General features: G+C 52.7%; 21 protein-coding genes. 20 read left to right on the top strand and 1 reads right to left on the bottom strand.

The genetic code is table 11. The features are described from left to right. Positions 1-204: 204 nt before the first annotated feature. From argS to AAC086_RS00350, 14 genes are all read left to right on the top strand, one after another. Positions 205-1956: an arginine--tRNA ligase gene (gene argS / locus AAC086_RS00415; protein WP_339774064.1), complete on the top strand. Its 1752-nt coding sequence runs from the start codon at positions 205-207 to the stop codon at positions 1954-1956. A gap of 2 nt (positions 1957-1958) precedes the next feature. Then, positions 1959-2780, top strand: coding sequence for an SPOR domain-containing protein (locus tag AAC086_RS00410; protein WP_339774062.1), 822 nt, complete (start codon positions 1959-1961; stop codon positions 2778-2780). After that, a complete protein-coding gene (nagZ, locus tag AAC086_RS00405) occupies positions 2767-3840 on the top strand; it encodes a beta-N-acetylhexosaminidase (protein ID WP_339774060.1) in 1074 nt (357 codons plus the stop codon). The genes AAC086_RS00410 and nagZ overlap by 14 nt, the downstream gene beginning before the upstream one ends. After that, positions 3837-4520 (top strand): site-2 protease family protein, encoded by a 684-nt coding sequence (locus tag AAC086_RS00400; protein WP_339774058.1) that lies wholly within the window; start codon positions 3837-3839, stop codon positions 4518-4520. The genes nagZ and AAC086_RS00400 overlap by 4 nt, the downstream gene beginning before the upstream one ends. 28 nt (positions 4521-4548) lie before the next feature. After that, positions 4549-5487 (top strand): ScpA family protein, encoded by a 939-nt coding sequence (locus tag AAC086_RS00395; protein ID WP_339774056.1) that lies wholly within the window; start codon positions 4549-4551, stop codon positions 5485-5487. Beyond that, positions 5471-6262, top strand: a complete 792-nt coding sequence (scpB, locus tag AAC086_RS00390; protein WP_339774055.1) for an SMC-Scp complex subunit ScpB — start codon at positions 5471-5473, stop codon at positions 6260-6262. Before AAC086_RS00395 ends, scpB begins: the two co-directional genes overlap by 17 nt. A 131-nt stretch (positions 6263-6393) precedes the next feature. Beyond that, the gene (locus tag AAC086_RS00385) at positions 6394-7437 is read left to right on the top strand and encodes an ABC transporter ATP-binding protein (RefSeq protein ID WP_339774053.1); all 1044 of its coding nucleotides are present in this window, start codon (positions 6394-6396) and stop codon (positions 7435-7437) included. A 111-nt stretch (positions 7438-7548) separates the two neighbouring features. Next, a complete protein-coding gene (locus AAC086_RS00380) occupies positions 7549-7776 on the top strand; it encodes a twin-arginine translocase TatA/TatE family subunit (protein WP_339774051.1) in 228 nt (75 codons plus the stop codon). A gap of 41 nt (positions 7777-7817) precedes the next feature. Beyond that, entirely contained in the window at positions 7818-8279 is a 462-nt protein-coding gene (gene tatB, locus AAC086_RS00375; RefSeq protein ID WP_339774050.1) for a Sec-independent protein translocase protein TatB, read from the top strand. Between the two features lie 8 nt (positions 8280-8287). Next, complete coding sequence (gene tatC / locus AAC086_RS00370; RefSeq protein WP_339774644.1) at positions 8288-9265, top strand: twin-arginine translocase subunit TatC; 978 nt, start codon at positions 8288-8290, stop codon at positions 9263-9265. Between the two features lie 100 nt (positions 9266-9365). Beyond that, positions 9366-10643 (top strand): serine--tRNA ligase, encoded by a 1278-nt coding sequence (gene serS, locus AAC086_RS00365; RefSeq protein ID WP_339774048.1) that lies wholly within the window; start codon positions 9366-9368, stop codon positions 10641-10643. 9 nt (positions 10644-10652) lie between these two features. Beyond that, positions 10653-11420: a 5'/3'-nucleotidase SurE gene (gene surE, locus AAC086_RS00360; RefSeq protein ID WP_339774046.1), complete on the top strand. Its 768-nt coding sequence runs from the start codon at positions 10653-10655 to the stop codon at positions 11418-11420. An 11-nt stretch (positions 11421-11431) separates the two neighbouring features. Further along, positions 11432-12070 (top strand): protein-L-isoaspartate(D-aspartate) O-methyltransferase, encoded by a 639-nt coding sequence (locus AAC086_RS00355; RefSeq protein WP_339774642.1) that lies wholly within the window; start codon positions 11432-11434, stop codon positions 12068-12070. Positions 12071-12141: 71 nt separating this feature from the next. Further along, positions 12142-13287 carry a peptidoglycan DD-metalloendopeptidase family protein gene (locus AAC086_RS00350; protein WP_339774044.1) on the top strand — a complete coding sequence of 382 codons (1146 nt, stop codon included), beginning with the start codon at positions 12142-12144 and terminating at the stop codon, positions 13285-13287. Between the two features lie 54 nt (positions 13288-13341). Here AAC086_RS00350 and AAC086_RS00345 read toward each other — a convergent pair whose 3' ends face one another. Then, positions 13342-14205: an ATP-binding protein gene (locus AAC086_RS00345; protein WP_339774043.1), complete on the bottom strand. Its 864-nt coding sequence runs from the start codon at positions 14203-14205 to the stop codon at positions 13342-13344. A gap of 300 nt (positions 14206-14505) precedes the next feature. Between AAC086_RS00345 and yajC the strand changes: the two genes are divergently transcribed. The 6 genes from yajC to AAC086_RS00315 all read left to right on the top strand — a co-directional run bounded on the left by yajC (position 14506) and on the right by AAC086_RS00315 (position 19775). Next, positions 14506-14895 (top strand): preprotein translocase subunit YajC, encoded by a 390-nt coding sequence (gene yajC / locus AAC086_RS00340; protein WP_339774041.1) that lies wholly within the window; start codon positions 14506-14508, stop codon positions 14893-14895. Positions 14896-15050: 155 nt separating this feature from the next. Next, positions 15051-16622, top strand: a complete 1572-nt coding sequence (secD, locus tag AAC086_RS00335; protein ID WP_339774039.1) for a protein translocase subunit SecD — start codon at positions 15051-15053, stop codon at positions 16620-16622. A 19-nt stretch (positions 16623-16641) separates the two neighbouring features. After that, the gene (gene secF / locus AAC086_RS00330) at positions 16642-17580 is read left to right on the top strand and encodes a protein translocase subunit SecF (RefSeq protein ID WP_339774038.1); all 939 of its coding nucleotides are present in this window, start codon (positions 16642-16644) and stop codon (positions 17578-17580) included. A gap of 132 nt (positions 17581-17712) precedes the next feature. Beyond that, positions 17713-18093 (top strand): Mth938-like domain-containing protein, encoded by a 381-nt coding sequence (locus tag AAC086_RS00325; RefSeq protein WP_339774036.1) that lies wholly within the window; start codon positions 17713-17715, stop codon positions 18091-18093. Between the two features lie 144 nt (positions 18094-18237). Continuing rightward, a complete protein-coding gene (locus tag AAC086_RS00320; protein WP_339774034.1) occupies positions 18238-19095 on the top strand; it encodes a phytoene/squalene synthase family protein in 858 nt (285 codons plus the stop codon). Between the two features lie 134 nt (positions 19096-19229). Further along, positions 19230-19775 (top strand): hypothetical protein, encoded by a 546-nt coding sequence (locus tag AAC086_RS00315; RefSeq protein ID WP_339774033.1) that lies wholly within the window; start codon positions 19230-19232, stop codon positions 19773-19775. Positions 19776-19813 lie beyond the last annotated feature (38 nt).

Raw genomic sequence — 19813 nt, 5'->3', positions numbered from 1 at the left:
ATAATCTGACATAACTTTAGCACAATCAGACCTGCCTGTTTAACCTGTATTTAGCCCATCATTGGTAAATGTCAAAACCCCGGATCGGCAAGGCTGCCATGCCACTGGCATGCCTTGCTTGCGTTTTGTCGTGAAATGGCTCAAAACACCGGCAGACTGTTGGCCATTGGCCCTAACTCACAAATTACAAAAGTCTTTATTGCCATGAATGTTTTCACCCAGTTGAAAAGCGATATCGAAGGCCAGATTGCGGCCCTTCAAACCGAAGGCCTCCTGTCGGGCGACCTTGATATAGCGCGTGTTACCGTTGAACCGCCGCGTGATCCGTCGCACGGCGATGCCGCAACCAATGCCGCCATGTTGCTGGCCAAGGGGGCGGGAATGAAACCGCGCGACCTGGCCGAAAAACTGGCCGAAAAACTGCGCACGGTTCCCGGTATTGCTGCTGTCGAAATTGCCGGGCCGGGCTTTATAAATTTGCGCATGGCCAATGAGTTTTGGCTGTCACAAATTACCGAAGTCCTCAATGTTGGTACGGAATATGGCAACAGCCCGATGGGGCAGGGTGAACGGGTGAATGTCGAATATGTTTCGGCCAACCCAACCGGCCCGATGCATGTCGGACATTGCCGGGGTGCTGTTGTTGGTGATGTGCTGGCAAACCTGTTGTCCAAGGCGGGCTACGACGTTACCAAGGAATATTATGTAAACGATGCGGGGGCACAGGTTGATGTGCTGGCACGTTCGCTTCATTTGCGCTATCGCGAAGCACTGGGCCAGGACATTGGCACCATTCCTGCCGGTCTTTATCCTGGCGATTATCTGGTTGCGCCGGGTAAAAAACTGGCTGCACGCGATGGCGACAAATGGGTGGATCAGCCCGAAGAAGCCTGGTTGCAGGAATTCCGTGCTTTTGCCATCACCGAAATGATGGGTCTTATTCGCGACGACCTGGCGCAGTTGGGTGTTGAACATGATGTTTTCACATCCGAAGCCGCCCTGGTTGCCGCAGGCAAAGTTCAGGCGGCGTTTGATTATCTGGAAAGCAAAGGCGACATTTATGTTGGCGTGCTGGAGCCGCCGAAAGGCAAAGCACAGGATGACTGGGAACCCCGCCCGCAAACCCTGTTTCGCGCGACCGATTTTGGCGACGATGTGGATCGTCCGTTAAAAAAGTCCGACGGCAGCTGGACCTATTTTGCCTCTGACATTGCCTGCCATTTCGATAAATACGAACGCGGCTTTGCCAATATGATCGACATTTTCGGTGCCGATCACGGCGGTTATGTCAAACGTATGAAGGCCGCAACCAAAGCCATCACCAATGGCAAGGGCGCGCTTGATGTCAAACTGTGCCAGTTGGTGAACCTGTTTGATAATGGTGAACCGGTCAAAATGTCGAAACGGTCGGGAACGTTTGTGACATTGAACGAAGTTGTTGAACAGGTTGGCAAGGACGTTGTCCGTTTCATTATGTTGACCCGCAAAAACGATGCGACGCTGGACTTTGACTTTGCCAAAGTGACCGAACAGTCAAAAGACAACCCTGTTTTTTATGTGCAATATGCCCATGCCCGCATCTGTTCCGTATTTCGTCAGGCTGCCGAAGCATTTGGCAATGTCGATTTTTCCGATGCGGCACTGGTTGGCAGCGATTTGTCGATCCTTGATTCCGACGAGGAAATGCGCCTTGTGCGTCGTATCGCTGAATGGCCGCGTATTATCGAGCAGGCCGCAACGGCGCATGAACCGCACCGGATTGCATTTTTCCTGAGCGAAATTGCCGCTGACTTCCATTCCTTGTGGAACCGTGGCCGCGATAATACCGAACTGCGCTTTATCAAGGCGGATGATCTGGCGGCAACCCAGGCGCGTCTGGCCATGATCCGTGCAGTTGCATTGGTGATTGCCTCGGGTCTTGCGGTTGTTGGGGTTAGCCCGCTCGAGGAGATGTAACCATGTCCGGGGATCACAGCCGCGGATTGCACGCCGAACACCGTCGTCCTGCATCTGGCTCAGGTCAGGGCGGAGGCTGGAAAAGGGGCGCTGCGACTGTGATCCTGGGAATGGTGGTTATTGGCGGCGGCATCGGCCTTGGTGCATGGTGGTTTTACGGGTATGGCCAGTTTGCGACCCGGGAAGGCGACCTGCCGGTTCTGTCGCCCGAAGACGGGCCTATCAAGGTGCGCCCCGATAACCCCGGCGGCATGGAAGTGCCGCATCGCGACACCACCATCTATCAGGAACTAGACGAAAGCGGCGGTGATGTTGCCGTGGTCATTGATCCGATTCCCGATATGCCCAAGGCCCCGGATGCCTCTGAATTGCGACCGCCCCCCGATGCGCGCAAACTGGTAGGTGAGCAAATTACCGTTGATACCCGTAAGGACGTCGCGGCCGCGCCGGTTGGTGAAACTGCGCCCGCAGGCGTGCATGGCAGTGCCAATAATGCCCGGTCGGTCCAGCCCGCCCCAAATACAACAATCGCCACGGCAGATACTGTGCCGGTCGCAGCGGAAAATGCAGATGAAGGCGCGTTTCGCATTCAACTGGCATCGTTGCGAGATGATGCACAAGCAAGTGCCGCCTGGGAAAAGTTAGCAACGGAAAACAAGGACCTGGTTGGTAATCTTAAGATGTTTGTCCAGCGCGTTGATCTGGGTGACAAGGGTGTTTTCTATCGTTTGCAGGCGGGGCCGCTTGACGGGCGTGCTGCTGCCGACAAAATTTGTTCCGAATTGAAATTACGCAATGTGGGGTGCCTCAGTGTCCGGCCTTGAGTTAAAACGACCCAGAGCCTGTATTCTCGGGCTTGAAGGAACAGCATTAAGCAATTGGGAAAAAGGCTTTTTTCGTGAAGCTGATCCCTATGGTTATATTCTTTTCGCCCGCAATGTCGACGCCCCCGATCAGCTGAAACGCCTGACGGATGAATTGCGCGATGTGAACGGGCGCGCCAATTTGCCCATTCTGGTCGATCAGGAAGGGGGCCGGGTGATGCGGTTAAAACCGCCGCACTGGCGCAACATGCCTGCGGCCGGTGTGTTTGGACGGCTATATGAACAACACCCCGATGATGCCCGCGAAGCGGCTTATATCAATGCCCGTTTGCTGGCCGCTGATTTGATTGATGTGGGGATCTCGGTGGTTTGTGCGCCGGTTTTGGATCTGTATTTTCCCGGCATGAGCGACGTGGTGGGGGATCGCGCCTATGGCAGCGAAGTTGCCAATGTGGTGGCGCTTGCCAGTGCGGCTTCCGCCGGGTTCATGGATGGTGGCATTGTGCCTGTGGCAAAGCACATCCCCGGTCACGGTCGGGCATCGGTTGATAGCCACAAGGATCTTCCTGTCGTCAGTGCATCGCGCAGCAGCCTGTCGGTCAATGATTTTGAACCGTTTCGCCTGATGAAAGATATGCCGGCGGCAATGTCGGCACATATCCTGTTTACAGCGATTGACGACCAGCGCCCCGGCACTGTTTCCCCCAAGGTGATTGACGAAATCATTCGCGGGGATATCGGGTTTGAAAACCTTCTGATCAGCGATGATCTGTCGATGGAGGCCCTTGGCGGCTCTCTTGCCAGTCGGACTCATGAATGTCTTGCGGCAGGGTGCGATATTGCCCTGCATTGCAATGGCAAAAGGACCGAACTTGAACAGGTCGTTTCCATGTCGCCGAAACTGGACGGGCTGGCCTTGGACCGCGCGCTGGCGGTAACAAATAAAATATCCTCGCTTCAGGGCACGGTGCCGCCAAGGCCGGTTCTGGCGGACTGGAATGCGCGGTTGGCGCAATTGCTGGCACCTGTGTGGCCTGCGGCACAAGGAGAAGGTGCTTGAACCATATTATCGACGTGATCATTTCGGCAACCACATGGGTTTTGCCGGTGCTTTTTGCTGTGACCTTGCACGAAGCGGCACACGGCTTTGCCGCCAAGGCGTTTGGTGATGATACTGCCCAGCGGGCAGGGCGGTTAAGCCTTAATCCGATCCGCCATATTGATCCGGTTGGCACCATTGTTATTCCGGGGCTTTTATTGCTGACAGGCGCACCGTTTTTGTTTGGCTATGCCAAACCGGTGCCGGTGGCCTTTTATCGTCTCAGCCCCCAGCGGCTGGGGATTATTGGTGTTGCGATTGCAGGTCCGGCGGTTAATATCGTTTTGGCAATTTTATCGATTATGTTGCTGGTGTGGCTGCCGTCTTTTTCACCGGCAGTAAACAACTGGCTTGGTCAAACCCTGCATAATTCCATTGCATTGAACTGCATCTTGGCAGTCTTTAACATGTTGCCCATTCCGCCGCTGGATGGGGGACGGGTTCTGACCGCGATTTCGCCCGCGCCGATGGCCCGTTTTTTGATGCGGATGGAAAAAACAGGTATGGTCCTGTTGCTTGGGCTGGTGTTTCTGCTGCCCTATGTTACCGCGCAGCTGGGGATCGATCTGCCGATTTTTCAGTGGGTTGTTGTTGAACCGGCGACATGGCTTATCAATTTTCTGGTCAGCTTTTTTATCTGACCGGTCATTGACGTTATACGAGACCTGAATGGCCGAAACCGATTTGCCCGATTCCAGTATTAGTGACGAAGCCTTCGACGTCGCCCCCGTCGATAGCATCAGTCTGGCTGATCGCCTGGTCCTGGATCTGGACGGTTTTGAAGGTCCGATTGACGTTCTGCTGGAACTTGCCCGGGATCAGAAGGTTGATATCATTCGGATATCGATCCTTGATCTGGCCGAACAGTTTCTTGAATTTATCAATCGCGCGCAGGAAATGCGCCTTGAGCTGGCCGCCGATTATCTGGTGATGGCGGCCTGGCTGGCTTATTTGAAGTCTCGTTTGTTATTGCCCAAACAGGAAGATGACGGCGAAGAACTCAGCGCTGAAGAAATGGCCGAATTACTGGCATTTCAGTTGCGCAGGCTGGAAGCCATGAAAGCAGCCGGGGCCAAACTGACAGAAGGCCCCAATCTGGGGCGGGATTTTTTCGCCCGGGGCAACCCCGAAGAAATGCAGGTGACCACATCATCGGTTTATGATGCTTCGCTGTATGATTTGCTTAAATCATACGCACAAATCATGCTGAGCGCGGAAGCCAAAACGCTGGAGATCGAAGCATTTGATCTTTATGCGATGGATGATGCCATACGGCGCCTGCGCGATTTGTTTGGTCGGCGCATTGTCCCGCAATGGACGCTGTTGCTTGAATTTATGCCACGCGGGCTGGGCACGCCGCTAAAGGCGCGATCAGCACTTGCGGCGCATTTTGTGGCCAGCCTGGAAATGTGCCGGGATGGCGAGATTGAAATTTCCCAGGAACAGGTGTTTGGGCCGATCATGTTGCGATCCCCGCAAAAACCAAGGCCGGAACAAACGGTCTCGTTTGACGATGGTTGGGGGACATCCCCGCGGTTGGACGAAGAAGCTCGCCTTTCCGGCGAAGCCGCGATTGATGGGGCAGGGGGCGATGATGACGAACGATAATGACAACAACAACAATAACGATAGTGATAATAACGTGCAGCTTGAAATGGCAGGCATGATTCAGAAACCGGCAATCGACCTGCAACATTTGCGCATTGTCGAAGCCGTTTTATTTGCCTCTAGCGAGCCATTAAGCGAGAAGCTGTTGGCGGCACGCCTGCCATCGGATGCCAAAATTACTGATATCCTTACCGAGTTGCGGGAAACTTATGCCGAGCGCGGTGTTAATCTGGTGCATGTCGGCGATAAATGGGCTTTTCGCACTGCTGTTGATCTTGCTGGTGATTTACATGTCGAGGTCGAAAAATCAAAGAAAATGACCCGTGCGACACTGGAAACACTGGCGATCATTGCGTATCACGAGCCGGTAACGCGCTCCGAGATCGAAGAAATTCGGGGTGTGGCCTTGTCAAAGGGCACGCTGGATATTTTGCTTGAAGCAAAATGGATCCGTCCACGAGGCCGTAAACGTGTGCCGGGCCGCCCGGTTTTATGGGCAACAACAGACGACTTTCTGGATCATTTTGGCCTGCAAAATCGTGATGATTTGCCCGGTCTTTCGGATCTGAAAGCCGCAGGCTTGCTTGATAGTCGCCCGGGAATGGGGCGGTATGGTGCCAATTCAAATGATGACAGCCTGCTGCCCGAACCTGAAGACGACCCGTCAAGTACAGAATCGGCTGTTGAAGAAGCCTTGACGAGCCGAAACCTGGCCGAGCTGGATGCCGAAATATATGCCGAAAATCTTCCCGGGGATGGTCTGAAGCCGGAATAATCCTGATTGTCGTGCAAATGGTTGCATGTGACGGGTGCGGGCATTAAATCAGAGACAGATATTGCTTGTCATTCGCAATTTTTGTGGGGCAATAGCCGTTTTGGTCGATTTAAATCAACAAAGAGTGTGACATGCCGGTTGGCTTGAGCCTGAAAAATGTCAGCCATGAATTTGGCGATACCCGCGTTTTGCGTGACATTAATGTCGATGTTGCGCCAGGGGAACTGGTGTGTTTGCTGGGGCCGTCGGGGTGCGGTAAAACAACGGCCCTGCGCATTGCCGCCGGGCTGGAACGCCTGCAAACCGGCACGGTTCTGATCCATGACGAGGTTGTGGCCTCTGCCGGGCAGTATCTGGAGCCTGAAAAACGCGGTGTTGGGCTGGTATTTCAGGATTATGCGTTGTTTCCACATCTTGATGTGGCCGGGAATATCGGCTTCGGGTTGCGTCATATGCCCGCTTCCCAACGGCGCGAGGCCGTGATCAATGCGCTTGAGCGGGTTGGCATGGTTGATTATATTGATGTTTTTCCCCATCAATTGTCAGGTGGGCAACAACAACGTATTGCGCTGGCGCGCGCGTTGGCACCGGTGCCGCGGGTCATGCTGCTTGACGAACCCTTTTCCGGGCTGGATGTGGCACGCCGGGCCGAATTGCGTGATACCACGCTGCATGTTTTAAAAAACGCCGGTATCGCCACCGTTATGGTGACGCATGATCCCGAAGAAGCCATGTATATGGGCGACCGGATCATTGTCATGAATGAAGGGCAGGTGATGCAGGATGGCAGCCCTGAGGACCTTTATTTTCATCCGGCCAACCATTTTGTCGCATCGTTTTTTGGCGAAGTGAACGTGTTTCCATCCCACGTTGAAAACAATATTGTGTCAACACCACTTGGCGATGTTGCCGCCCGGGAAATTGCCAATGGCACGGTGGTTGACGTGTTGGTAAGGCCCGAAGGTTTGCGCATTGGCGATGCAGGACGCACGGGTGATGTTTTGGCCAATATTGATGCTGTCCGATCCCTGGGCGGGGTCAGTCTGATGCATCTTTCGATCCAGAATGGTCCCCATATTCATGCCCGGGTTCCTCGCCGACAGGTGATCGATAAGGGGGGCGTTGTGTCTATTACGCTTGATCCCGAGATGACGTTCGTGTTTCCTAGAGACTAGAAAGGCCCGGAAGTCCTGAAACAGCAAACACCGCGTTGCACCCAACAGGGCTTTCTGCCATTATCCCTTGCCCTGTTCAAAGGGCGAGTACCGTTTTGGGAGTAAAAAGTTATGAGTATCGGCGTCTGGCAAATTGCACTTATTCTGGCCATCGTTCTGATCATTTTTGGCGCGGGCAAATTACCGCGTGTGATGGGTGACATGGGTAAAGGTATTCGCAGCTTCAAAGCTGGCATCAATGAAAAAGATGATGAAGAATCCGGCAAGGCTTCGATTGGCAACACCACCTCGGCTTCGGTTTCTGCCGAAAGCAAAGACAAGGATTCGGTTAAGTCCTGACCCCGTCTGTCTGACTGGCTTGGCTCTGATAGGCGCTATTCATGTTTGATATCGGTTGGACCGAAATGGCACTTGTGGCCGTCGTCGCACTTTTTGTCGTCGGCCCCAAGGATTTGCCTCATGTTCTTTATAAGATGGCCCATTACTGGAAAAAAGTTCGCGGCATGGCACGTGAATTCCAGGGCGGAATCGATAGTTTGATCCGCGAGGCCGAGCTTGACGAATTGCGCAAGCAGGCGACCGGTGCCAGCAACAGTGCAACTGAATTTCTGGAAAAGCAGATTGGCGGCAGTGATATCAATTTATCAAAGCCGACTTCCAAAAAAGCCGATTCTCCCTCTGTTCCATCGGACTCAACGGTTCCTGCTACCTCTGCTGACACTGTTGAAGCCGATGAAACAAAAAATTCTGCGGCAGAACCGGTGCGTCAATCTGTGACGGAACCGGCGGACATAAAAGATCAACCAGAACCGGCAACCGTCCGGACCCAGCCGGAGAAATAGGCGTGAACATGCAGCTTCAAGACCAGCAGATGCCAATCATGGAGCATCTGATAGAGTTGCGGAATCGCCTGGCATGGTCGGTGCTCGCACTTTTTGTGACTTTTGGCATCTGTTACTATTTTGTCGAAGACATATATGCTTTTCTGGTGCGTCCGCTTGCTGCGGCCATGGGGCCGGGCAGTGACCGGCGTATGATCTATACCGCCTTGACCGAGGTTTTCTTCACCTACGTCAAAGTATCGTTTTTTGCGGCCATGTTCGTTTCAACACCGGTGGTTCTGGGCCAGATATGGGCTTTTGTCGCACCGGGGCTTTATAAAAACGAACGCCGGGCTTTTTATCCGTTTTTGTTTGCCACCCCCATCCTGTTTTTACTGGGCGGGGCGATGGTTTATTATTTTATCATGCCACTGGCATGGAAGTTTTTCCTCAGCTTTGAAACCGCTGGCAGTCAGACCGGTCTTGCCATTCAGCTTGAAGCCAAGGTTGGTGAATATCTGTCGTTGGTTATGAAGCTGATTTTTGCTTTTGGCCTGAGTTTTCAGTTGCCGGTATTGCTGACCCTGATGGCCCGTGCCGGGTTGGTCACAGCTGCCGGACTGGCCAAAAAACGCAAATACGCCATCGTTGTAACGTTCATTTTCGCCGCAATTATGACTCCGCCAGATCTGATCTCGCAGGTCGGGCTGGCGGTGCCCATTATGCTGCTTTATGAAATTTCGATCATTATGGCCCGGATGAGCGAGCGGAAACGCGCCGCAAGCCAGGAAGCTGACGATAATGAAGATGACGACGATGATGTGAATGCACAATCTGCTGCTGCGGCAAGTGCAGGAAATACAGAAACATCACATTCCGATAAACCTGCGAAAGAGGCGGGTGCCTCATCCGACGATAATGTGGATGAGACCAGGCCGTCAAAGTCATCACAATCTGGTCCTGTGACTGGTGATGATGATGAAGATGATTTTAACAATGCCCGTTAAATAATCTTCGCAGGTCATAAGACGTTTGGACGGGGTGGACCAATGGTTCGCCCCGTCGTATAACCAGCCCCTGAAAATCAGACAAACAAGGTGCGGTTTTATGCACGATATAAAATGGATTCGTGACAACCCTGATGCATTTGACGCAGCGATGAGCATGCGCAATGCCGAGATTACAGCTGCCCGCTTGATCGAGATTGACGCCGAACGCCGCCGCCTGATGACCGAACATCAGGAATTGCTGGCGCGTAGAAAGTCGATCTCGGGCGATATTGGCAAAGCCAAAAAAACGGGCGAGAACGCAGATGAATTAATGGCCGAGATGGGCGGATTAAAAGACCGCATCAAGGCCGCCGAAGATGGTCAGGCATCTTTGAACGAGCAGCTTGATCTGCTGCTAACGTCGTTTCCCAACATTCTCGATGCTGCCGTGCCCAAGGGTGCTGATGAAGACGACAATGTTGAAGTGCGTCGTTGGGGCACGCCGGGTACGTTTGATTTTGATGTCAGCGAACATTTCGATCTGGGCGAAAAGCTCGGCATGATGGATTTCGCCACGGCAGCAAAACTTTCAGGTTCGCGCTTTGTGATATTGCGCGGCCAGTTGGCGCGCCTGGAACGTGCACTGGCCCAGTTCATGATTGATCTGCATATCAATGAACATGGCTATGAAGAAACCATTACGCCGATGCTGGTGAAAGACGATGCCATGTTTGGCACCGGTCAATTACCAAAATTTGCTGAAGATTCGTTTAAAACCACCAATGATATGTGGCTGATCCCGACATCTGAAGTCACGCTGACCAATCAGGTGGCGGGCGACATTATTGATGTTGCGCGTCTGCCATTGCGCTACACCGCCCTGACACAGTGCTTCCGTTCTGAAGCAGGGTCAGCCGGGCGTGACACCCGTGGCATGATCCGCCAGCACCAGTTTTCCAAGGTGGAAATGGTGTCGATTGTCGATCCGGACCAATCGGATGCCGAACTGGAACGTAAAACCGCCTGTGCTGAAGAGGTTCTGCAAAAACTGGACCTTCCGTACCGGACGATGCTGTTATGTTCGGGCGATACCGGGTTCTCGGCGATGAAAACCTATGACATCGAAGTCTGGTTGCCAGGGCAGGGACGGTATCGTGAAATTTCGTCATGTTCGAACACGGGTGAATTTCAGGCACGTCGCATGAATGCGCGGTGCCGGACCCAGGGCGACAAAAAAACCCGGTTTGTGCATACCCTTAACGGGTCCGGGTTGGCGGTTGGGCGGTGCCTGATTGCGGTGATGGAAAATTATCAGCAGGCCGATGGCTCGATCCGGGTACCTGATGTGCTGGTACCCTATATGGGTGGCCTGACCAAAATTTCCGTTGCCAGCTAAGGGAAGCGCATGATCGATCTGCAAAACGCCCGCATCCTGATTTGCAATGATGACGGCATTGATGCCCCTGGTATCAAACTTCTGGAAAGTCTTGCGCGTCAGTTTTCGGATGATGTGTGGGTGGTTGCGCCATCGATAGAACAAAGCGGTGCAGGGCATTCATTGACCCTGCACCGCCCTTTGCGCATTCACGCGCGTGATGATCGGCATTTTGCCGTCGATGGTACGCCGACAGACTGTATTTTGCTGGCCCTGCAAGTGATCATGCGCGAAACGCCGCCCGATATTGTGCTTTCCGGCATCAATCGCGGCGGTAATCTGGGCGAAGATGTGACTTATTCGGGCACGGTGGCCGCGGCCATGGAAGCGGCTTTGTTAAATATTCCAGCCATTGCCTTCTCGCAGTATTTTTCGCAAAAATTGATCAATTGGGATATTGCCAAGGCACATTTCGTCGATGTTGTACGCTCACTTATTAAAGTAGAATGGCCCAGTAACGTTTTGATAAACGTTAATTTTCCTGAAAATGAACGCGATGGTGGGGCGCAAATTTGCGTCACCCGCCAGGGACAACGCAAGATCGGTGACCATGTTGAAGAACGCCTTGATCCGCGCGGCGAAGTCTATTATTGGGTCGGTGCCATTCGCTCTGAATTGCCCGAAGATAAAAACGCCGATTTACATGTGATCGCAAAGGGCGATATTTCTATAACGCCGATCGGCCTTGATTTTACCGACAATGTGACCCACGAAAAACTGACAAAGGCATTTCAGTGAGTACGCCTGCCATTGCCCGTGCCCCGGAAATTGATGCCCTGCTGGCAACCTTGCGAGATGACGGCATTCATGATGATGCGGTTCTCGAAGCGCTTGCGGCCATACCGCGTGAACTGTTTGTTGCCGAACCTTTCGTGCGCCGGGCGTGGGAAAATGTCGCGTTGCCGATCAGCAAGGGACAAACGATTTCCCAACCCTATATTGTTGCCCTGATGACGCAGGCCTTGCAACTTAATGACCGGATGAAGGTGCTTGAAGTTGGAACCGGGTCGGGGTATCAGGCGGCTATTCTGGCGCGGCTGGCACGGCGCGTATACACGCTTGAACGCCACAAGCCGTTGCTGCGTGAAGCCGAAGACCGATTTCGCCGGTTGGGATTGCATACCATTTCAACCCTTCATGCCGATGGCGGGTTGGGCTGGAAAGCACAGGCGCCCTTTGACCGGATTATTGTCACCGCATCGGCACAGGATGTGCCGCCGGTTCTGGTCGATCAGCTTGCCATTGGCGGCATTATGGTGGTGCCGGTTGGCGAAGTTTCACATACGCAGATATTATTACGCGTCATGCGGACACCGACCGGAATAGACGTAACCGAATTGATGCCGGTCCGATTTGTTCCCATGCTGGCGGGCACCGAAGAATTCTAGCCCCAACTTCATTTCGCGAAAATGCGGCCTCCTTACCGATTGTTAACCGGTAATGATGGAAAATCTCGGGCATGATGAAAAATTATGCCAAACACGTCGTTCATAATGTCCGGACGTTGCTGTTTGTCAGCGCGACAACAGCGGCCCTTGGTGGCTGTTTGCTTAATTCCAAGCCAGTTCCGGTTGTGTATGACGAGGGAACAAACTTTTCGCTTTCTGCCATGCCGGCATTGCGCAATGGCGAGCGCGTGATCACCGTTCGAAGCGGCGATAGTGTCTCGCTGCTTGCGCAGCGGTATCATGCTGATTTCAAGAAATTTGCCTCGCGAAACAACCTTCGGTCGCCATATGTGATTTATCCGGGGCAACGTCTTGTCTTGCCGCCATGGCAATCTGATTATAACAGCAACCCGCCCGAGGCGGTTGTTGCATCAGCACCGCGAAAATCGTCACCAACCAAACAGGTTGTGATCGCCGGGCGCACGCAGTCTGCTGAAATAAACGCATCCCCGCTAGATGCACCAGATACGGCACAGCCGTCATCTGCATCCACGTCCACATCAGATCTTAGTCGTGTTACCGATATCACCAGCAGCAAGGCGAACTATGCGACTGGCGCAAATATTCCGGTGCCGGGGGCGAAACCGCAGGATGTTGCTGCCCAGGCCGAACGCCAGTTTGCGGCGGGCAACAGTTGGCATGGCAAGCCTGCAACGTCGGTCGCGCGTAACATGGACATATCGGGCGGTGCATCAACCCGGGCGTCGGTTCAATCCAGCGCGGTTTCAAAATCTCCACGGGTGGATGATATCGCCCCGGTCAATCGGCAGGGCTTTATTTGGCCGGTCCAGGGAAAAGTGGTTCTTGGATATGGCGCCGGGCCGGGGGGCCTGTTTAATGACGGCATCAACATTGCAGCCGAACGCGGAACCGCCATTCTGGCAACAGATAACGGCGTTGTAACCTATGTCGGCAATGAATTGCGCGGTTTTGGCAATCTGATCCTGATCAAGCATGCCGACGGGTATGTTTCGGCCTATGCCCATACGGAAAATCCGTTAGTGGCGCGCGGCGACATTGTCACACGAGGACAGCGTATTTCATCTGTCGGGGCGACGGGGGCTGTAAACCGGCCGCAACTGCATTTTGAAATCAGGTTGGGGCGCAAATCTCGTGATCCGGTTAAATATCTGCCCCAGGCCGTGGCTTCACGGTAAAATCAGCACGGCCTGACATATCATCAGGCCGTGTTGATATATCGTACGGATACTTTAAGAGATTCTTTTTCCCTGTGCGCCAGCAATTTCCTGGATAAACTGCCAAGCGACTCGCCCGGATCGGCTGCCGCGTGTCACGGTCCATTCCTTGGCGCGGGCAAAAAGTTCTTCCTTTGGCATGTCCAGGCCAAATTCGTCGGCATAACCGGCGATAATTTCGAAATACACATCCTGCGAAATATTATGAAAACCCAGCCACAAACCAAACCGGTCAGACAGCGACACTTTTTCCTCTACTGCTTCTGACGGGTTAATGGCTGTTGAGCGTTCATTTTCAATCATGTCACGCGCCATCAAATGGCGACGGTTCGAGGTGGCATAGAAAATAACATTCTCGGGGCGGCCTTCAATGCCGCCATCCAGCACTGCTTTAAGCGACTTGTAGGATTCGTCCTGTAGGTCAAACGATAAATCATCGCAAAACAAGATCGTTTTGCGTGCGCTTTCCTGAAGAATTTTCAGCAGAACAGGCAGGGTAGGAATATCTTCCCGATGTATTTCCACCAATGCCAGCGATGACGGGCTTTCGTGATTGATCAGGGCGTGCATGGCCTTGACGATCGAACTTTTGCCTGTGCCGCGTGCGCCCCACAACAAAGCATTATTGGCGGGCAGGCCGTTGGCGAACCGTTTGGTGTTATTATACAGGATGGTTTTTTGCTGCTCTATCCCCTGCAACAGGCTGATATCCACCCGGTTGACCTGTTTGATTGGGGTTAAATAACCTGTTTCGGCATGCCATACAAAAGCATCGGCACTGGAAAGGTCATTTTTTTTGCGGGCAGGGGGCGCCATACGGTCAAGCGCATCGGCGATGCGGTTTAAGGCAGGCAGCAAATCGGCGAGGGTGTCGGTCATCAGGGCCTCTTGGACGGTTTTGTTTTTGCGTGTGGCATGAATGCCGCCTTTTATGACCAAACCCTATCACAGCATTATCAAAGGAGAATAGTCTGTTGCCGTGCGTCCTAATACTGTGAATCCGATCACAAACTCGATTAAACCCGCACTGTTCAACTGCTAATGGGCGGTGATGTGGAGATTATAAGGCATTGAGGGGGATGTTTGGGGCAAAATTACGCGATCTTTCTTGCAACGGCGACCGACACCGTTATATTCCGGCAGTTGATTAGTTTTTCCGTTTTAGGTTAGGAGTTCCTAATGTTGATTTCACCGGCTTTTGCTCAGGGTGCTGGTGGCGTTGCTGGCGGCACAGATATGCTCACCAGCTTTCTGCCGCTTATCCTGATTTTTGTGGTTTTCTATTTTCTGCTCATTCGTCCGCAGCAGAAGAAAGCAAAAGAACACAAAGCAATGCTGGCCGCGGTTCGTCGCGGTGATAAAGTCGTGACTGCTGGCGGGATCATCGGGACCGTTGTTAAGGTTGTCTCGGACGATGAAGTTTCAGTAGAGATTGCTGAAGGTGTGAAGGTTAAAGTCGCACGCGGCATGATCTCGAACGTTTTGTCGAAAACTGAACCTGCCAAGGGTGGTTCGGATGACGACGAAAAGAAAGACGACAAGAAGATTGAAGAAGTCAAAAAAGACTGATTTCTGTCAAGGTGCAAAGGCGGAACCCAAGGTTCCGCCTTTCTGCTTATTACTGTTAATGCTGGTGGTCGGCCGGGCAAGTCCTTTCTTTTATCCTGATTGCGCCCTGAGCCCGATGTCGCAATGTTCCCCAGACATCTCTGGTTAAAGGACACATGCTTTATTTTACCAAATGGAAAGCAACACTGGTACTTCTGGTGTGTGCTTTGGGCGTGATATATGCCGCGCCAAACTTCTTTCCCAAGGGTACTTTCCCGACAGAAGCGAGCTGGATGCCCGGCAAGCAGATCAGCCTTGGTCTTGATCTGCGCGGCGGTTCGCATATGCTTTTGGAAGTGGGCGTCGATTCCGTTATTCGGGAACGTTATGACTCACTTACCGAAAACATGCGCGATGCCCTGCGTGAAAACCGTATCCGTTATCGCGGGTTACGGGGTTCTGCAGATGGTGCTTCGGTTTCCATCGTGAGCGATGATGATGTCGAAAAGGCCCGATCCATGCTGGCAAAGCTGGACCCGCTGACGATTGTCGGTGGTGAAGGCAACCATATCATGGTGACCTACAACGAAAAGACGCGTCGTGAAATGATCGACCGCGCCATCAGCCAGTCGCTGGAAGTTGTCCGTCGCCGTGTTGACGAACTGGGTACGACCGAACCGTCGATTCAGCGTCAGGGGGAAGACCGTATCGTTGTGCAGGTTCCAGGCCTGGACGATCCGTCGCGTTTGCGCGACATTCTGGGTCGGACAGCCAAGATGAACTTTCACCTGATCAATGAAACCAAAACACCGCAAGAGGCAAAGGCAACCGGCATTCCACCCGGAGCTGTCATTATGCCCGGTGCGGATAATGCATCCCCTGGCGAACCGCAAGAATATCTGGTTGATCGCCGTGTCGTTGTTTCCGGTGATAACCTGATTGACAGCCAGCCGACCTTTAATGATGGTCGCCCGGTGGTTTCGTTCCGCTTTGATGCGGCTGGCGGTGCCCGGTTTGGGGATGTCACCAGCAAAAATACCGGTCGTCGTCTGGCGATTGTGCTGGATGGCAAGGTGATTTCAGCACCCCGTATCAATGAACCGATCATGGGCGGTAGTGGTATCATTACCGGTCAGTTCGGCGTACAAGAAGCCAATGACTTGTCGTTGTTGTTGCGCGCAGGCGCGTTGCCAGCACCGATGAAAATTCTTGAAGAACGTTCTGTCGGGCCGGGCCTTGGCCAGGATTCAATCGATTCAGGCGAAATTGCCGCCATTCTTGGTATGGTTTTTGTCGTCGCGTTTATGGCAATCAGTTATGGCCTGTTTGGTCTTTTTGCCAATCTGGCGCTGATTGTGAACCTGATCCTGATTTTGGCGATCATGTCGATCCTTCAGGCAACACTGACCTTGCCGGGCATTGCCGGTATCGTTCTGACTGTCGGGATGGCGGTTGACGCCAACGTTCTTATTTTTGAACGTATTCGAGAAGAACGAAAAGTCGGCCGATCGATTATCAATTCGATTGATGCCGGTTATCGTAGTGCTATGTCGACAATCCTTGATGCCAACATCACAACCCTTATCGCGGCCCTGGTCCTGTTCAGTTTTGGATCTGGTCCGATCAAGGGGTTTGCTGTGACGCTGGCAATCGGGATTCTTACGTCGATGTTCGCGGCCATCTGGGTGACACGTCTGATCGTGGCATTCTGGGTCAAGCATCGTCGTCCGACAGAGCTGGTATTGTGAGGAAGGGAGCAAATCGCACATGAAACCGTTGCATCTTGTTCCGGATGAAGTGAACATCCCGTTCCTCAAGCTCCGGAAGTTTTTCTACATCTTTTCCATATCGCTGGTCGTTATTTCCGGGGTTCTGTTCTTTACCAAAGGGCTGAATTTCGGGATCGACTTTCGCGGCGGGATTCTGCTTGAAATCAAAACCGACGGGCCTGCCGATATTTCGGGCCTGCGCGACAATTTGGGTAGCCTTGGCCTGGGTGACGTTTCGATCCAGCAGTTTGGTGAACCCGATGACGTTCTGATCCAGTTGCAGCGTCAGGACGGCGACGAAAAAGCCCAGATGGCGGCTCTTGAAACTGTTACCAAGGCCCTTGGCGATGGCGTAAGCATTCGACGTTCAGAACTTGTTGGCCCCAAAGTCGGTGACGAGCTTAAGGAAGCCGGGATTTATTCGGTTGTGATCTCGCTTGCGCTGATCATGTTTTACATCTGGTTGCGGTTTGAATGGCAGTTTGCCGTGGCATCTGTCATTGCACTGCTGCATGACGTGATCATCACTGTAGGTCTGTTTGTTATCAGTGGCGTTCAGTTCGATCTGGCGACACTGGCAGCAATTCTGACGGTGGCGGGCTATTCCATCAACGATACCGTGGTTGTGTTTGACCGTATCCGCGAGTTCATGCGCAAGTTCCGTAAAATGGATCTTGTCGAACTTCTGGATCTGTCGATCAATACCACCCTGTCGCGAACCGTGATGACATCATTCACCACGTTGTTAGCCCTGATTGCGTTGTTCGCATTTGGTGGCGAAGCCATTCGCGGTTTTACCTTTGCCCTTATTTTCGGGATCGTGATCGGGACTTATTCTTCGATTTGCGTGGCATCACCGTTGCTGGTGGTGTTTAATTTGCGTCGTAAAATCCCCGAAGGCGAAGAAGCATCAACCGAAGAAGCTGGCGCGCTGTAAGACCAGTTCTTAGCGTCAGACATTTACAAGAAGGCCGGGATCGTGCGAAAACGACCCGGCCTTTTTTATGTCAGCTTGCCCCGTTATAATGCGTTTGGGCATCGGATAACGTCACCACCAACGAGGTCAATCATGTCACTGGACATCACGCCGATGATCACATCGGGTCGGAAAATCGTTACCAGCTATGGTGATGGTTTGTTTCGTTTTGGAACGGAAAAGGCGGAAGGCTCCATTTTGCTGTTTGCAACGGAAATCCTGCCGTGGCCGCATACGGACCTTGAAAGCATAGATATCGACGCCTTCGCCGAGGTGATCGCCCGATCCGAAAAGATCGATATCTTGCTGTTGGGAATGGGCGCACATATGCAGCCCGTTAAAACCGCGTGGCGAAATGCATTGCGCCCGCATGGTATTGTGATCGAACCGATGGACACCGGTGCCGCTTGCCGCACGTTCAATGTATTGCAGTCCGAAGAACGCCGCGTGGCGGCCGCCCTGATCGCCGTTTAAGGGTGTTTTGAAAATGTCGAATACGTGAAATAACGCAGCCACAGACAATGACGATCACATGACACAACAATCACAGCAAGCGTTCGAAAAGATGGGGTAATGTCCTGTTTTGACACGCTGCGACCGCCGGGTAAAAGCAGATTGATGAAAGATACACCAAGCCTTTCCTATTGTGCGCAATATGTCCGGCGTAATGACCGGGACCGGTTTTTGTGTGCGCTTTTTGCCGCCCCTGACCGGCGCGAAGATCTGTTTACTTTGTATGCTTTTAATCAGGAAATATCGAAAACCCGCGAAATGGTCAGCGAGGCCATGCTGGGCCAGATCCGCCTGCAATGGTGGCGCGATGCCCTTGACGGCATTGAAAAAGGGGAAGTGCGCAAGCACGAAGTTGTTGAACCCCTTGCACGCTTGATCCAGAACGGTACAGTCAGTCGCAGCACGCTTGAAGGTATGATTGACGCGCGCGAGTTTGATTTGTTTGACACGGCTCCCGCCAGCCTGAACGCTCTGGATGATTACATTGATCAAACCTCAGGACGTCTCAGCCTGACTGCGGCGCGCGTGTTAGGGGGGGCTGATAACGAAAATGGGGATGATGCCCTGGAGGTCGCCCGTCGCGCCGGTAACGCCTATGGCACCGTTGGTATTTTACGGGCGATGGTTTTTCATGGTCGGGCAAAACGGCAATATGTTCCAGCCGAGCTGATGGAACAATTTGGTGTCAGGACAGGCGATATTTTCGAGTTTCGGTGTAGCGATCCGGTTCGGCAGATGACAAAATATCTGGCTGCATATGCGGGTGAGAAAATTCGCGATGCGCGCAAAATGCGCGCGTCATTACCCAAATCGGCACTTTCGGCTGCATTGCCGGTGGTGTTGGCGGAAAACTATTTGAAAAAGCTGAAAAAAGCAGATTACGATCCGTTTTCTGCGGAATTTGGTCTGGCCCGACCGGCCAGTTTTCGTCTTACAGTTCGGGCATTTTCCGGTTATTGGTAAAGCAGTGTCTTTACAACGGGCGAAAAGGTTATAAATCTTTACATGTGAACTGGTTCCTGACCAAATTCAGGGGTTAAACCGGTGTTTTAAGCCCGTGGGGTTACAAAATGAAAATCATCAGGAAGCTCGCGTTCTTGGTCATCGTTCCATTGACTGTTCTGGTGGCGTTTTGGCCCGGTTGGCACCCTGCGGCCGCAATGTCGATTGATCCTTTTCTCGGCACATATCATGGAACGGCAATTTCTGAATCCCGGAACGAGCTAAAAGCACGTGACCTTGATGTTGAAATTAAAAAAATCGGTGGTGGATTTTCGGTCGACTGGTCAACCGTCATACATAAATCAGATGGTCGCGAAAAAACTGCTGCGATCAGCATCGATTTTTTTGAAACAGACCGTGCAGATATTTATGGCAGTGCCATGCGCACCGGTCTGTTTGGCAAACGCGTTCCCAATGACCCGTTAAAAGGCCAGCCCTTTGTCTGGGCGCGCATTGTGGGCAAAACCCTAACCGTACATGCGATGTATATTCTTGATGATGGCGGCTACGAAATGCAGGTTTACGAGCGGACCCTGGATGACGATGGCAATCTGGACCTTGTTTTCAAACGGTTTCGTAATGGCAAAAGCATTCGTGAAATCACCGGTGAGTTAACCCGGGTTGGTCAGGACCCGTATTGACCGACATAAATGATCGACACAAAAACGCCCGATCATGA

This window comes from uncultured Thalassospira sp., from assembly GCF_963976115.1.
Taxonomy (GTDB): Bacteria; Pseudomonadota; Alphaproteobacteria; order Rhodospirillales; family Thalassospiraceae; genus Thalassospira.
The sequence above is the reverse complement of the archived record's forward strand: the minus strand, read 5'-3'. Positions and strand labels throughout refer to the sequence as shown.